This is a genomic window from Streptomyces sp. NBC_00647 (assembly GCF_045207245.1).
Classification (GTDB): Bacteria; Actinomycetota; Actinomycetes; order Streptomycetales; family Streptomycetaceae; genus Streptomyces.
Map to the genome: position 1 here is coordinate 3,193,410 of NZ_CP109040.1, position 15,064 is coordinate 3,208,473.

General features: G+C 70.8%; 12 protein-coding genes. All 12 read right to left on the minus strand.

All coding sequences use genetic code 11. The annotated features are described in order from the left end of the window. Positions 1 to 5 precede the first annotated feature (5 nt). Entirely contained in the window at positions 6 to 743 is a 738-nt protein-coding gene (gene pgeF, locus OG788_RS14095; protein ID WP_406371100.1) for a peptidoglycan editing factor PgeF, read from the minus strand. Then, a complete protein-coding gene (gene ftsZ / locus OG788_RS14100) occupies positions 740 to 1,933 on the minus strand; it encodes a cell division protein FtsZ (RefSeq protein ID WP_406371102.1) in 1,194 nt (397 codons plus the stop codon). The genes pgeF and ftsZ overlap by 4 nt, the downstream gene beginning before the upstream one ends. Before the next feature lie 275 nt (positions 1,934 to 2,208). Further along, on the minus strand, positions 2,209 to 2,994 hold the full coding sequence (locus OG788_RS14105; protein ID WP_406371104.1) for a cell division protein FtsQ/DivIB: 786 nt from the start codon (positions 2,992 to 2,994) through the stop codon (positions 2,209 to 2,211). A 25-nt stretch (positions 2,995 to 3,019) separates the two neighbouring features. Continuing rightward, a complete protein-coding gene (gene murG / locus OG788_RS14110) occupies positions 3,020 to 4,111 on the minus strand; it encodes an undecaprenyldiphospho-muramoylpentapeptide beta-N-acetylglucosaminyltransferase (protein ID WP_406371106.1) in 1,092 nt (363 codons plus the stop codon). A gap of 6 nt (positions 4,112 to 4,117) precedes the next feature. Next, positions 4,118 to 5,479, minus strand: a complete 1,362-nt coding sequence (gene ftsW, locus OG788_RS14115; RefSeq protein WP_351540104.1) for a putative lipid II flippase FtsW — start codon at positions 5,477 to 5,479, stop codon at positions 4,118 to 4,120. A gap of 68 nt (positions 5,480 to 5,547) precedes the next feature. After that, complete coding sequence (gene murD, locus OG788_RS14120; RefSeq protein WP_406371108.1) at positions 5,548 to 6,975, minus strand: UDP-N-acetylmuramoyl-L-alanine--D-glutamate ligase; 1,428 nt, start codon at positions 6,973 to 6,975, stop codon at positions 5,548 to 5,550. After that, positions 6,957 to 8,030, minus strand: a complete 1,074-nt coding sequence (mraY, locus tag OG788_RS14125; RefSeq protein ID WP_351540098.1) for a phospho-N-acetylmuramoyl-pentapeptide-transferase — start codon at positions 8,028 to 8,030, stop codon at positions 6,957 to 6,959. The genes murD and mraY overlap by 19 nt, the downstream gene beginning before the upstream one ends. Then, positions 8,027 to 9,433: a UDP-N-acetylmuramoyl-tripeptide--D-alanyl-D-alanine ligase gene (gene murF / locus OG788_RS14130; protein WP_351540095.1), complete on the minus strand. Its 1,407-nt coding sequence runs from the start codon at positions 9,431 to 9,433 to the stop codon at positions 8,027 to 8,029. The genes mraY and murF overlap by 4 nt, the downstream gene beginning before the upstream one ends. A 4-nt stretch (positions 9,434 to 9,437) precedes the next feature. Beyond that, positions 9,438 to 11,105, minus strand: coding sequence for a UDP-N-acetylmuramoyl-L-alanyl-D-glutamate--2,6-diaminopimelate ligase (locus OG788_RS14135; RefSeq protein WP_356755810.1), 1,668 nt, complete (start codon positions 11,103 to 11,105; stop codon positions 9,438 to 9,440). A 57-nt stretch (positions 11,106 to 11,162) separates the two neighbouring features. Beyond that, on the minus strand, positions 11,163 to 13,115 hold the full coding sequence (locus OG788_RS14140) for a peptidoglycan D,D-transpeptidase FtsI family protein (protein ID WP_406371111.1): 1,953 nt from the start codon (positions 13,113 to 13,115) through the stop codon (positions 11,163 to 11,165). Positions 13,116 to 13,120: 5 nt separating this feature from the next. After that, on the minus strand, positions 13,121 to 13,678 hold the full coding sequence (locus OG788_RS14145; protein WP_351540086.1) for a hypothetical protein: 558 nt from the start codon (positions 13,676 to 13,678) through the stop codon (positions 13,121 to 13,123). A 22-nt stretch (positions 13,679 to 13,700) separates the two neighbouring features. Beyond that, positions 13,701 to 14,708 (minus strand): 16S rRNA (cytosine(1402)-N(4))-methyltransferase RsmH, encoded by a 1,008-nt coding sequence (gene rsmH / locus OG788_RS14150; RefSeq protein WP_266757790.1) that lies wholly within the window; start codon positions 14,706 to 14,708, stop codon positions 13,701 to 13,703. Between the last annotated feature and the right edge of the window lie 356 nt (positions 14,709 to 15,064).

The window sequence follows — 15,064 nt, forward strand, 5'->3', positions numbered from 1 at the left end:
CCCCATCAGTCCAGCCAGACATAGCCCGCGAGCCGCCCGGTGGTGCGGTCCCGTCGGTAAGAGAAGTGGTCCCCCGATTCGATCGTGCACACCGGCGACTGCTCCCGGTCACGCACTCCGAGCCGTTCCAACTGCGCGTGCACTCCGGCGGTCACGTCGACCGCGGGTGTCCCCCACGTCGTCTCGGCGTAGGCCGCGGGCTCGACGGCGGCGACCTCGGCGCGCATCGCGTCCGGCACCTCGTAGCACCGTCCGCAGACCGCGGGTCCGGTGCGGGCGACGATCCTGGCCGGATCGGCGCCGAGTTCCACCATGGCCCGTACGGCCGCGGGCACCACACCGGCGACCATGCCGGGCCGTCCCGCGTGGGCGGCGGCCGCCACCCCGGCGACGGGGTCGGCGAGGAGGACGGGCGTGCAGTCGGCGGTGAGGACGGCGAGCGCGAGCCCCCGCCGCACCGTGACGATCGCGTCGACGGACGGGATCTCCGAGGAGCCCCACGGCTCCTCGACGACCGCCACGTCCGGTCCGTGCACCTGGTTCATCCAGACGACCCGGGCCGGATCGAGCCCGAGCGACTTCGCGGCCAGCTCCCGGTTGGTGCGTACGGCGTCGGGGTCGTCGCCGACCGCTCCGCCGAGGTTGAGCTCCTCGTACGGAACGGCGCTCACCCCGCCCCACCTGTCGGTGAAGGCGAAGTGGGCGCCGCTCACGGTGCTCGTTTCGGAGCGATGTCCTATCACTTCAGGAAGTCCGGCACGTCCAGTTCCTCGGCCGCGCTGTCCGAGTAGGAGCGGGACGGCGGGACCGGCGGGGACACCGGCAGTTCGCTGACCGGCTCCGGAGCGGGCTCCGGGGCGGCCTCCTTCGGGGTGACGCTGCCGAGCGACCCGAAGGACGGGCGGCTCTCGGCCTGGCGCGCCGGAGCGGGCTCCTCGCGTCGGGCCGAGGCCGATCCGAGGACGTTGTCCCGCTTGGCCGGCGGCTGGCCGCCGTCGAAGCCGGCGGCGATGACGGTGACGCGCACCTCGTCGCCGAGGGCGTCGTCGATGACCGCGCCGAAGATGATGTTGGCCTCGGGGTGCGCGGCCTCGCTGACCAGCTGGGCGGCTTCGTTGATCTCGAACAGGCCGAGGTCGGAACCGCCGGAGATGGAGAGGAGGACGCCGCGGGCGCCGTCGATGGAGGCCTCCAGGAGCGGCGAGGAGATCGCCATCTCGGCCGCCGCCACCGCGCGGTCGTCGCCGCGGGCCGAGCCGATACCCATGAGCGCCGAACCGGCCTCGGACATCACGGACTTCACGTCGGCGAAGTCGAGGTTGATCAGGCCGGGCGTGGTGATGAGGTCGGTGATGCCCTGAACACCGGAGAGCAGGACCTGGTCCGCCGACTTGAAGGCGTCGAGGACCGAGACCTGGCGGTCCGAGATGGACAGCAGCCGGTCGTTCGGGATGACGATGAGGGTGTCGACCTCTTCGCGGAGTTCCGCGATGCCGTCCTCCGCCTGGTTGGCGCGGCGCCGGCCCTCGAAGGTGAACGGGCGGGTGACCACGCCGATGGTGAGGGCGCCCAGTGAGCGGGCGATGTTGGCCACGACGGGCGCGCCGCCGGTGCCGGTGCCGCCACCCTCGCCGGCCGTCACGAAGACCATGTCGGCCCCCTTGAGGACCTCCTCGATCTCCTCACGGTGGTCCTCGGCGGCCTTGCGGCCGACTGCCGGGTTGGCTCCGGCCCCGAGGCCGCGGGTGAGTTCCCGGCCGACGTCGAGCTTGACGTCGGCGTCGCTCATCAACAGCGCCTGCGCGTCGGTGTTGATGGCGATGAACTCGACGCCCTTGAGACCGACCTCGATCATCCGGTTGATGGCATTGACACCACCGCCGCCGACACCGATGACTTTGATGACTGCGAGGTAGTTCTGCGGTGCTGCCACGTCGAAGGCCTCTCGCCTCGAGTTACGTGTCGTCGCCTCGCACGGTCGCGATCCGACGACTGATGCCGAATGGGACGGTCCGAACGCCGACCCGAACCCTAACGCTGAAGTTTAGGGTTACCAGTGTGTCTGTTCCTTGGACTCTTCCGAACAGGACACTAAGTCGACAAGTGGCGCACGTTCAACGAACACGCCGAACCTCCCGTTTTTCTTTTCACCCTATGTGATCAGGCGCGGCGCTGCCCAACCAGGGTGCTGGCCTGCGCCGATGCTCGTCAACTGCCCGATGAGGCGGGGGCTGTGGGGGCACTTACGTCGAAGTGCCGGGCCTCGGGATCGGCTTTCATGAGAGCAAGGAGCGTCCTGGCCTTCGCCCGGCCCTTCTCGGCGCTGCCCCACTCGACGGTCCGGCCGCCCCTCAACTCCAGCGAGACGGCGTCGTAGGAACGGACCTTGACGGTACGGGTGTCGCGGGCGACGGAGTCCGGAATGTCCCCGGCGATCCGCACCGCCTCACGCACCAGCCGGTCGACGGGGAAGCGGCGCAGAACGGCGGGCCGCGAAACCGTCAGTTCCAGTACCGGCACACCCTTCGGGGCATCGGAAACGGTCGCGAACCGCACGCCCTTGGCGTCCACTTCGACGAATTTTGCGCCCTTTTCGACCATCAGGACCGGGGTACGTTCGGTCACTTTGAGACCGATTCCGTGCGGCCAGGATCGGACGACGTCAACGGAGTCGATTCGGGGCAATTTCCGGAGCAATCGCGCCTCGATCGCCTCCGTTTCGACGGAAATCAGCGGGGATCCGACCGGAACATCGGACGCTTCCTCCACCTGCCCGGCCGTCAGCACCCGCGTCCCGGAGGTCGATACGCGCTCCACGCGCAGCCATGGGGAGCCGTAGAGAATCCACACCGCGGCGGCGCCTGCCAACACCACGGCGATCAAAAGGATGATGAGCCTATGAAGGCGGCGGAGCCGCCCGAGAAAGGGCGGCCGGGGCGGGCCGGACTCCAGCTTCTGCCGTTCACCGCGCTCGGCGGTCCTCGGTCCGGCCACGCTCCCTGCCTTCCCTCATGCGGTCCTAGCGGTGGCGCGAGGCGATTGCCTCGTACACCATCGCGACGAGCAGCTCGTCGGCGTCCCGGCGGCCGAACTCGCTGGCGGCACGCGACATCTCGTACAGCCGGTGCGGGTCTGCGAGCACGGGCAGCACGTTCTGCTGCACCCACTGCGGGGTCAGCTCCGCGTCATCGACCAGCAGTCCGCCGCCGGCCTTGACCAGCGGCTGGGCGTTCAGCCGCTGTTCGCCGTTGCCGATGGGCAGCGGGACGTAGGCGGCGGGCAGTCCGACGGCGGAGAGTTCGGCGACGGTCATCGCGCCCGCGCGGCAGAGCATCATGTCGGCCGCGGCGTACGCGAGATCCATCCGGTCCACGTACGGTACCGGGATGTACGGGGGCATCCCCGGCATCTGATGCACCTGCGGCAGTTCGTTCTTCGGACCGACCGCGTGCAGGATCTGGATTCCGGCCTGCTGGAGGTACGGAGCCGCCTGCTGGACCACCTCGTTGAGGCGGCGGGCGCCCTGCGAGCCGCCCGACACGAGGAGGGTCGGCAGGTTCGGGTCGAGCCCGAACGCGGCACGCGCCTCGGGCCGTACGGCGGCGCGGTCGAGGGTGGCGATGGAGCGGCGCAGCGGGATGCCGATGTAACGGGCCCCGCGGAGCTTGCTGTCGGGCGTGGAGACGGCCACCTGGGCCGCGTACCGCGATCCGATCTTGTTGGCGAGGCCGGGGCGGGCGTTCGCCTCGTGGACGATGATCGGCACGCCGAGGCGCTTGGCCGCCAGGTAGCCGGGCAGGGCCACGTAGCCGCCGAAGCCGACGACCGCGTCCGCCTTGGTGCGTTCCATGATCTGCTCGGCAGCCTTGATCGTGCCGCGCAGCCGTCCGGGGACGGTGATCAGCTCGGGGGTGGGCTTGCGCGGCAGCGGTACCGCGGGGATCAGCGCGAGTTCGTATCCGCGCTCGGGTACGAGCCGGGTCTCGAGTCCGCGTTCCGTGCCCAGGGCCGTGATCCCCACGGTCGGGTCCTGCCTGCGCAGGGCATCCGCGAGGGCGAGCGCGGGCTCGATGTGGCCGGCGGTCCCCCCGCCGGCGAGTACGACATGCACCGAAATTCACCGCTCTCCGGACGAACGCGCCGCCGAGGCACGCCGTCGCATCGTGTTCCATCTCCGGGGCCCCCCGGCCCTTGCGGACTCTCTCACCGCACCCCGCCTTCTGCCAAAGCGGGGTTGCCGCATCGCGAGTGCCGCCCGCGCAGCGGGGTCGTCACGCGCGAAGGCGATCAGCAACCCGATGGCGAACATGGTCGGCAGCAGGGCGGAGCCTCCGTAGGAGAACAGCGGGAGCGGGACACCGGCGATCGGCAGCAGACCGAGCACCGCACCGATGTTGATCACGGCCTGCGCCGTGATCCAGGTGGTCACGCCTCCCGCGGCATACCTCACGAAGGGGTCCTCCGTGCGTCCGGCCACGCGGATACCCGCATAGCCTAGAGCCGCGAAGAGGGCGAGTACTGACAGCGTCCCCGCGAGGCCCAGTTCCTCCCCGGTGATGGCGAAGATGAAGTCGGTGTGCGCTTCGGGCAGTTGGCCCCATTTCTCCACACTGGCGCCGAGGCCGGAACCGAAGAGACCGCCGGAGGCGAGGGCGTAGATGCCGTGCACGGCCTGCCAGCAGGTGTCGTGCGGCCCCGGCTCGGTGGCCCCGATGCAGGCGAGCCTGGACATGCGGTTGGGGCTCGTCTTGATGAGGGTGAAGCCGATCGCCACGGCGATGGACAGCACGCCGACGAACAGCCGGGTGGGGGCTCCGGCCAGCCACAGCAGCCCGAACAGGATCGCCGTGAGGATGATCGCCGTGCCCATGTCGCCGCCGAGCATGATCAGGCCGAGCAGCATGAAGGCGACGGGGACGAGCGGCACCAGCATGTGCTTCCACTGGGTCAGCAGCCGCTTGTCCTGCTTGCGGGCGAGCAGATCGGCGCCCCACAGCACGAGGGCGAGCTTGCCGAACTCGCTGGGCTGGATCTGGAACGAGCCGCCGAGGGAGATCCAGTTCTGGTTGCCATTGACCGCGACTCCTATCCCGGGCACCTGCACCAGGGCCATCAGGAAGACGGCGCCGGCCAGTATGGGGTAGGCCAGCGCCCGGTGCAGCTTCACCGGCATCCGCGAGGCGGCCAGCATCAGCACGCCGCCGATCAGGGCCGCCAGGAACTGCTTGCGGAAGAAGTACGAACCGGGCAGGGACAGCTGGAGCGCCGTGATCTGCGAGGCCGAGTAGACCATCACGAGCCCCAGCACGGTGATCAGCAGGCTGCCGCCGAGGATCAGGTAGTACGCGGTCAGCGGCCGGTCCCAGGCCTTGCGGGCACGGATGAAGAGGCGGCGCAGGGGATGGTCGCGCGACACCCGGGCGACGGGCCGCCGGCCGGCCCGCTGCACGGGAGGTCGGCCGGTACGGCTAGTCGGCATCGGCGTCTCCGGGCCACAACGATGTCACGCGTCCGTCCCTCCCAGGGTCGCCCGGCGAGGCGGCCGGGTCAGGCGCCGAGTTCGCGAACCGCCTCCGCGAACGCGTCACCGCGCTTGTTGTAGTTGGCGAACATGTCCATGGACGCACAAGCCGGGGCCAGCAGCACCGTGTCCCCGGGCTCGGCGAGCCGCTCGGCCTCCCGGACAGCCGCGAGCATCGCCCCAGTGTCGGTCCGGTCGAGGTCGACGACGGGTACTTCAGGGGCGTGTCGCGCCAGGGCTTCACGGATCAGCGCGCGGTCCGCGCCGATCAGGACGACGCCCCGGAGCCGCTTCGCCGACTTGGCGACCAGCTCGTCGAAGGTCGCGCCCTTGGCGAGTCCGCCCGCGATCCACACGATCGACTCGTATGCCGCCAAGGAGGCTTCCGCGGCATGCGTGTTGGTGGCCTTGGAGTCGTCGATGTAGGCGACCCGGCCGACGTCGGCGACGTGCGCGATGCGGTGCGCGTCCGGCGTGAAGTCCCGCAACCCGTCCCGTACGGCCCGCGCGGGCACCCCGTAGGCACGCGCAAGGGCCGCCGCGGCAAGGGCGTTGGCGATGTTGTGCGGGGCGGGCGGACGGACGTCGGAGACCTCCGCCAGCTCCTGGGCGTTCTTCTGCCGGTTCTCGACGAAGGCGCGGTCGACCAGGATGCCGTCCACGACGCCGAGTTGGGAGGGCCCGGGAGCGCCGAGGGTGAAGCCGACCGCCCGGCAGCCCTCCTCGACGTCCGCGGCGCGCACCAGGTCCTCGGTGGCCTTGTCGGCCACGTTGTAGACGCAGGCGACCCGATTGCCTTCGTAGATGCGGCCCTTGTCGGCGGCGTACGCCTCCATGGAGCCGTGCCAGTCGAGATGGTCGGGCGCGAGGTTCAGCACGACCGCGGAGTGGGCGCGCAGCGAGGGCGCCCAGTGGAGCTGGTAGCTGGAGAGTTCGACGGCGAGGACGTCGTACTGCTCCTCGCCGAGGACCGCGTCGAGGAGCGAGACGCCGATGTTGCCGACGGCCGCCGTGCGCAGGCCCGCCGCCTTCAGGATGGAGGCGAGCATCTGGACGGTCGTGGTCTTGCCGTTGGTGCCGGTGACCGCGAGCCAGGGCGCGGCCTTGCGGCCGTCCTGCTCCCGCAGCCGCCAGGCGAGTTCGACGTCGCCCCAGACCGGGACGCCCGCCGCGGCGGCCGCGGCGAACAGCGGCTTGTCCGGCTGCCAGCCGGGCGCGGTCACGATGAGCTCGGTGCCCTCGGGCAGGGTCGCGCCGTCACCGAGGCGCACGGTGACGCCGAGCGCCTCCAGCTCCGCGGCCTGCGCCCGGGCCCGGTCGTCGTCACCGTCGTTGACGACCGTGACGACCGCGCCGAGGCCGTGCAGGACCTTGGCCGCCGGGATGCCCGAGACGCCGAGGCCGGCGACGGTGACGTTCTTGCCCTGCCAGTTGGTCACTTCTTGGCTGCCCATCCTGCGTAGAAGAGGCCGAGTCCGACGATCACGCACATGCCCTGGATGATCCAGAAGCGGACCACCACAAGGACTTCGGACCACCCCTTGAGTTCGAAGTGGTGTTGGAGCGGCGCCATGCGGAAGACACGCTTCCCGGTCAGCTTGAAGGAGCCGACCTGGATGACCACCGACATGGTGATGAGGACGAAGAGGCCGCCGAGCAGGGCGACCAGGATCTCCGTGCGGGAGCAGATCGCGAGGCCGGCGAGCGCGCCGCCGAGGGCCAGCGAACCGGTGTCACCCATGAAGATCTTGGCCGGCGAGGTGTTCCACCACAGGAAGCCGAAGCAGGCGCCCATGAGGGCGGAGGCGACGACCGCGAGGTCGAGCGGATCGCGTACCTCGTAGCAGGCGCCCGGGTTGGTCAGGGTCGTCGCGTTGGCGCAGGACTCCTGGAACTGCCAGACACCGATGAAGGTGTAGGCACCGAAGACCATCGTCGCGGCACCGGTGGCGAGACCGTCCAGACCGTCCGTCAGGTTCACGCCGTTCGACATGGCGAGAATCATGAACAGCGCCCAGACCACGAAGAGCACCGGGCCGATGGACCAGCCGAAGTCCTGGACGAAGGAAAGCTTCGTGGAGGCCGGGGTGTTGCCGCGGTTGTCGGCGAACTGCAGGGCCAGCACCGCGAAGGCGATGCCGACGATCAGCTGTCCGGCCATCTTCGCCTTGGCCCGCAGACCGAGCGAACGCCGCTTGACGATCTTGATGTAGTCGTCCAGGAAGCCGACCAGGCCCATGCCCGCCATCAGGCCGAGCACCAGCAGGCCCGAGAACGTGGGCGCGTAGCCCGTGATCACCTTCGACAGGAAATACGCGATGATCGTCGCGAGGATGAAGGCGATACCACCCATGGTCGGCGTACCGCGCTTGCTGTGGTGCTCGCGCGGGCCGTCGTCGCGGATGTACTGGCCGTAGCCCTTGCGGGCCAGCAGCTTGATCAGCAGCGGAGTGCCGACCAGAGTCAGGAACAGGCCAATGACTCCCGCGAACAGGATCTGCTTCATCATCGGGCGGAAACCTCACCCTCGGCACCGTCGGCGAGCAGCGCGAGCGCCACCCGTTCCAGCCCGACGGACCTGGACGCCTTCACGAGCACGACGTCCCCTGGGCGCAGCTCGCTGCGCAACAGGTCGACAGCCGCCTGTGCGTCGGACACGTGCACCGACTCCTCACCCCACGAACCCTCGTTATATGCGCCCAGTTGCAGCCAGGACGCTTCCCTGCCCCCGACCGCGACGAGCTTGCCGACATTGAGCCGGACGGCAAGCCGTCCGACCGCGTCGTGCTCGGCGAGCGCCTCGTCCCCGAGCTCGGCCATCTGACCGAGCACCGCCCACGTACGACGTCCCTTGCCCATCGACGCGAGCGCGCGCAGGGCGGCTCGCATGGACTCGGGGTTCGCGTTGTAGGCGTCGTTGACGACCGTCACGCCGTCCGGACGCTCGGTGACCTCCATCCGCCAGCGGGAGAGGGAGCCCGCCTCGGAGAGCGCGCGGGCGATCTCGTCTGCGGACATGCCCAGCTCATGGGCGACGGCGGCCGCGGCGAGCGCGTTCGACACGTGGTGCTCACCGTACAGGCGCATGGTCACATCACTGCACCCGGAGGGTGTGCGAAGGCTGAAGGCGGGCTGTCCGTTCTCCGTGAGCCGGACGTTCTCGGCCCGTACGTCCGCTTCGTCGGACTCTCCGAAGAGGATCACGCGTGCCTTCGTACGGGATGCCATGGCGCGTACGAGGGGATCGTCGGCGTTGAGGACCGCCGCGCCGTCCTCGGGGAGGCTCTCGACGAGCTCGCCCTTTGCTTGCGCGATCTGCTCGCGGCCGCCGAACTCGCCGATGTGGGCGGTGCCGACGTTGAGGACGAGGCCGATCTTCGGCGGGGTGAGGTCCGTGAGATAGCGGATGTGGCCGATGCCGCGGGCGCCCATCTCCAGCACGAGGAACTTCGTCTCCTCGGTGGCGCTGAGCGCGGTGAGCGGCAGTCCGATCTCGTTGTTGAGGGAGCCGGGGGTGAAGACGGTCGGCGCCTTGCTCCGCAGTACCTGGGCGATCAGGTCCTTGGTGCTGGTCTTGCCGGCGGAGCCGGTGAGGGCCACGAGGGTCGCGCCGAGCCGTTCGACGACGTGGCGGGCGAGGGCACCGAGGGCCGTCTGCACGTCGTCGACGACGATGGCGGGCACGCCGACGGGGCGGGACGCCAGGACGGCGGCCGCGCCGGCTGCGATCACCGCCTCGGCGTAGTCGTGGCCGTCCACGCGTTCGCCGACGAAGGCGACGAAGAGACTGCCGGACTCCACTTCACGGGAGTCCCTGACGACCGGTCCGGTGACCTGTACCGCCGGATCCGGTATGTCGTACGTCTGCCCGCCGACGACTGCTGCGATCTCGGCGAGAGAGAGGGCGATCACAAGTTCATCCCTGGGTCTTCTGGATAGCTTCGCGAAGCACCTGGCGGTCGTCGAAGGGACGCACCACCCCGGCGATGTCCTGGCCCTGCTCGTGGCCCTTGCCCGCGACCAGCACGGTGTCGCCCGGCTTTGCGCGCGCGACGGCCGCGGCGATGGCGGCGGCCCGGTCCTCGAAGACCTGGACCTCGCCCCGCTCGTGCGCCGGAACCTCGGCGGCGCCCGCGAGCATCGTGGCGAGAATCGCCAGCGGGTCCTCGGAACGGGGGTTGTCCGAGGTCAGGACGGCGGTGTCGGCGAGCCGGGCCACGGCCGCCCCCATCGGCATCCGCTTGGTTCTGTCACGGTCTCCGCCGCAGCCGAGCACCACGTGCAGCTTGCCCTCGGTCACCTTGCGCAGGGCGCGCAGGACGGATTCGACGGCGTCCGTCTTGTGGGCGTAGTCGACGACGGCGAGGTACGGCTGGCCCTCGTCCACGCGCTCCAGCCGGCCCGGGACCCCCGGGACGGCGGAGATGCCGTCGGCCGCGGTCTGCGGGTCGATTCCGGCGACCGCGAGGGCGACGATCGCGGCGAGCGTGTTCGCCACGTTGAAGGGGCCCGCGAGCGGCGAGCGGGCGGTGACCCGCTCGCCCTTGGGGCCGATCGCGGTGAACGTCGAGTCCATCGGGCCGACTTCGACGTCCTCGGCGCGCCAGTCGGCGTCCGGGTGGCCCTCGGCGGAGAAGGTGACGACCGGGACGGTCGCTTCCTCGCTGAGCCGGCGGCCGTACTCGTCGTCGAGATTGACGACGCCGAGCCGGCTGCGTCTGGCCGTGAACAGCTGTGCCTTGGCCTGGAAGTAGTCCTCCATGCCCGTGTGGAACTCCATGTGTTCCGGGCTGAGGTTGTTGAAGACGGCGACGTCGAAGACGCAGCCGTCGACGCGGCCGAGGACCAGCGCGTGGCTGGAGACCTCCATCGCGACGGAATCGACCCCGCGCTCGCGCATGACGGCGAACAGGGCCTGCAGGTCGGTGGCCTCGGGCGTGGTGCGCTCCGACTTGATGCGCTCGTCGCCGATGCGCATCTCGACCGTGCCGATCAGGCCGGTGGAGCGGACCGTCTTCAGGCCGCCCTCGACGAGGTAGGCCGTCGTGGTCTTGCCGGAGGTGCCCGTGATGCCGATCTGGAGCAGATCGCGCCCCGGGTGGCCGTAGATGGTGGCCGCCAGCTCGCCCATCGAGCCGCGCGGGTTCTCTACGACGAGGACCGGCAGACCGGTGGCCGCGGCGCGGTCGGCACCGGTCGGGTCGGTGAGTACGGCGACCGCGCCGAGGCCGGCCGCCTGGGTCACGAAGTCGGCGCCGTGCAGACGGGCCCCGGGCAGGGCGGCGTACACGTCGCCGGGTCGCACCGCGCGGGAGTCATGGGTGATGCCCGTGACCCCGGCGTCGCTCGCCGGCTTGTCGGCGCCCAGCTGATCGGCCAGCTCCGCGAGGTGGATGGCGGAGACGTGAACCGGCCGCGGCGGCCCCGGATATGTCACAGGAACGCCCTTCTGGGTGGTTTGGGACTGATCAGCGTGTGGCACGGCGGTGAGCGTACCGGGCCCACCCCCGCCGGGGCGAAGCGAGGGCGCGGGCGGGGGGTGCGAGGAGGAGCGGTTCCCGGGGTCCGGGGTGATCGTTGTCACGAGTGGTTCCTGGTCCGTTGTACGGGGGCGCTGATCAGGGCATGCGGTCGGAGGCGGTCACGGCGTGAACTCGACGGGCAGTCGGGCGGCGGGGGCACCGGTGGGCGGGACCTGGAGGGTCTTCAGGGCGAACTCCATGACCTGCTTGTAGACGGGTCCGCAGATCTGGCCGCCGTAGTAGAGGCCCTTCGTGGCGTTCTGGATCGCGCAGTAGACGGTGATCCGTGGCTTGTCCGCGGGGGCGAATCCGGCGAACGACGAGGTGTAGCCGTGGTACTTGCCGGTGGCCGGATCCACGCGGTTGGCCGTACCCGTCTTGCCCGCGACCCGGTAGCCGGGGATGCGCGCCTTGGCGCCGGTGCCCTGCTCGTCGTCCACCACGGACTCCAGCATCTGGGCGAGGGTCTTCGCCGTCCTCTCGCTCACGACCCGGGTCTTCTTCGGCTCGGCGGCGGGCGTGAAACGACCGTCGGCCCCCTTGGTGCCGCGCACCAGGGTCGGCTCGATACGGACGCCGCCGTTGGCGATCGTCGAGTAGACGGAGGCCGCCTGCATCGCGTTGATCGAGACGCCCTGGCCGAATGGAATCGTGTACTGCTGCGAGGTCGACCACTTGTCGGGCGGCGCGAGGATGCCCGCGGTCTCACCGGGGAAGCCGAGCCCGGTGTGACTGCCGATGCCGAACTTGCGCAGGTACGAGTAGAGGACCCGGTTCGCCTGCTTCTGGGTCTTTCCGAGCTGGCCGGTCGCCAGGATGGTGCCGATGTTGCTGGACTTGGCGAGGACCCCGTTGAGCGTGAGGTACCAGGTGGTGTGGTCGATGTCGTCCTGGAAGAGCCGGTCCCCGCGGTGCAGCCGGTTCGGCACGACGACGTGGGTGCCGGGGGTGGCCACGTTCTCCTGGAGGACGGCGGCCATGGACATCAGCTTGGCGGTGGAGCCGGGCTCGTAGGCGTCCTGGAGGGCCGCGTTGCCCATGGCCGCGGCGTTGGCCTGGGTGAGGTCGTTGGGGTCGAAGCCGGGCGAGTTGGCCATGGCGAGGACCTCGCCGGTCCTGGTGTCCTGCACTATCACGTACCCGCGGTCCGCCCTGGACTTCTTCACCTGCTCGGTGATGGCGTCCTGCGCGGCCCACTGGATGTCCCGGTCGATGGTCAGCTCGACGTCGGAGCCGGCCACGGCCGGTGTCTCGGTGGAACCCACGGTCGGCACCTGGCGGCCACCGGACTGGGCGTAGCGGATCTTGCCGTCCTTGCCGGTGAGCTCCTTGTCGAGCTGCTGCTCGACACCACCGCCGCCCTTGCCGTCGGCGTTGACCCAGCCCAGTATCCCGGCGGCGAGATCGCCGTTCGGGTACACGCGCTTGCTGGCCGGCACGGCGAGGACGCCCGCGAGGACGTTGACCGTGCCCTTGTCGGTCTCCGCCTTGGTCCCGAGGGTGCTCTTCAGGTCCTTGATCTGCTGCCAGACCTGGGGGGTGCGGCGGTGCGCGAGGAGCGTGTAGCGGGTGTTCGCGGTCCGCAGCTTCCGGGCGACGGTGTCCGTGTCCTGGCCGATGATCGGGCCGAGGAGCGCGGCGGCCTGCTCGGGCGCGTCCCCCACCTTGGTGGCCTCGCGCGTGAACATCGTCGGGTCGGCGGTGATGTCGTACGCGTCCACGCTCGTCGCCAGCTCGACGCCGTCGCGGTCGGTGATCCCGCCGCGCTCGGCGGCCAGCGTGCGCCCGACGTACCGGTTCTGCTCGGCCTTCGCGGTGTAGGTGCTCGCGTCGACGGCCTGCACCTGGAGCAGCCGTACGACGAACGCGATCATCACCAGCGTCAGCGCGAGGCTGACCATGCGCAGCCGAGGGCGGGGGCTGCCGAGCCGGATGACGCGCGGGCCGCCGGGACGGGCCGGGGCCGGACGGCGCACGGGGCGGCCCCCCGGACCCGGGCGGCTCCGGCCGCCGGGTCGTACGGGCCTGGCGGGGCCGGGCACTCGGCGGCGCGGCGGTTCCCTGTCGGACACTTCCGTCACCTGCCGGGGGTCGTGGAGGACTGTGCGGACGGGGCGGGGGCGCGGGTGGTGTGCGCGCCCGTGGACGGCTGCCGCGGGGCGGGCGCCGGGGCGGCGCCCGACGCCGGGCTCGCGGCCGGGCTCTGCGGCCGGGCCGGGGCCGGGGCGAGGACCTCGGGCGGAGGGATCATCGGGGCCCGTGCGGCGGACTGCCGGGCGGCTCCGGGGACGCCCTTGACCGTGCCGTCGGGGGCGAGGAAGGCCGGGTCGCCGCCGGGGACCATGCCGAGTTCGCGGGCGCGGCGCTGGAGGGCGTCGGGGGCGGAGTAGGCGTCCACGTCCCGCTGGAGGCCCTGTTCCTCGTCGGTCAGGCTCTTGGTGTCCTTCTGGAGGTCGTCGAGGCGGAACGCCCCTTCGCTGAGCGCCGAGTTCAGCACGAGGAGCCCGATGAGACCGCCGCCGAGGAGAAGGACGACCAGCAGGACGAAGGGGGTACGGGCGGCCTGCCCGGCGCCGGCCGGAAGGAGCCGCGCGAGCCGCGCGGCCCGCCCCCTGAGTTCGGGTTTGCCGCTCACACGCCCTCCTTCTCCCCGCGCCTCACTCGGCGGCGTCCTCGCGGATGCGTTCCGCCCCTCGCAGCCGGGCGGGAGCAGCTCGCCGGTTCTCGGCGACCTCCTCCTCCGTGGGAAGTTCGGCACCGCGGGTGAGGAGCTTGAGCCGGGGCTGGTAGCGCTCGGGGACGACCGGCAGTCCGGGCGGCGCGGTGTTGGCGGCGCCGGCCGCGAACACCTGCTTGACCAGCCGGTCCTCCAGCGAGTGGTACGACAGCACGGCGATGCGGCCGCCGACGGCGAGCGTCTTCACGGCCGCGGGAACCGCCCTCTCCAGGACGCTCAGTTCACCGTTGACCTCGATGCGCAGCGCCTGGAAGGTGCGCTTGGCGGGATTGCCGCCGGTGCGCTTGGCCGCCTGGGGCAGCGCGTCCCGGATCAGTTCGACGAGCCGCGCGCTGTTGGTGAAGGGGTCCTTGTCGCGCTCGCGCACGACCGCGGAGACGATCCGCTTGGCCTGCTTCTCCTCGCCGTACGCCCGCAGGATCCGGACCAGTTCGCCGGGCGGGTAGGTGTTGAGCACCTCGGCCGCGCTCATGCCGGTCGTCTGGTCCATGCGCATGTCGAGCGGGGCGTCCTGCGCGTACGCGAAACCCCGGTCCGCCTCGTCGAGTTGCATCGAGGAGACCCCGAGGTCGAACAGGATGCCCTGGACACGCGGGATGTCCAGGCGGTCGAGCACGTCGGGGAGTTCGTCGTAGACGGCGTGCACCAGGGAGGCGCGGTCGCCGAAGGGGGCGAGCCGTTCTCCGGAGAGGCGCAGCGCCTCCTTGTCACGGTCCAGGGCCACGAGCCGCGCTTCGGGGAACCGGGTGAGCAGTGCCTCGCTGTGACCGCCGAGTCCGAGCGTGCAGTCGACGACCACGGCTCCGGGCTCGGCGAGGGCCGGGGCGAGCATGTCCAGGCACCGGTCGAGCATGACCGGAACGTGTCGGCTCTGCCCCTCCGGTCGCCCGCTGCCGCCCTCGTTGGGGAGCGCTTCGCGCCCTGTCATTCCGGGCCCTCTCAGGTCCGGCGCGGCCATACGCACCGCCGGGTCCCCACCCGCTCGGGAAGGGGAGGTCTGCTGGCGCCGGATGAGTGGCGTCAGCCGACCGGGAGCGGGAGGAGGCCGAGCCGTACGTACGCGCCGCGCACGCGGGGAGACTCCGGAAAGTCGCCGGGTCTCCAGGGAAAACAGTCCAGCGGGGAGAGCCTCGCCTCCCGCTTCGCGTCACTTTAGTCCACGGTGTCTCGCGGTCAATCAACCGGCATGCGCGTCGCGGACCCCGCTCGGAACGAAGCCGCGGATCCGGAAGAATCACCCGAACGGGCACGTCGTCACCGCCCGTGTGGATTACCTCACAACAA

Bases quoted from the DNA above. Each gene is read 5' to 3' on its own strand.
- ftsW (WP_351540104.1), bottom strand. From the start codon at position 5,479: ATGCCGACTAGCCGTACCGGCCGACCTCCCGTGCAGCGGGCCGGCCGG.
- murD (WP_406371108.1), bottom strand. From the start codon at position 6,975: ATGGGCAGCCAAGAAGTGACCAACTGGCAGGGCAAGAACGTCACCGTC.
- mraY (WP_351540098.1), bottom strand. From the start codon at position 8,030: ATGATGAAGCAGATCCTGTTCGCGGGAGTCATTGGCCTGTTCCTGACT.
- rsmH (WP_266757790.1), bottom strand. From the start codon at position 14,708: ATGACAGGGCGCGAAGCGCTCCCCAACGAGGGCGGCAGCGGGCGACCG.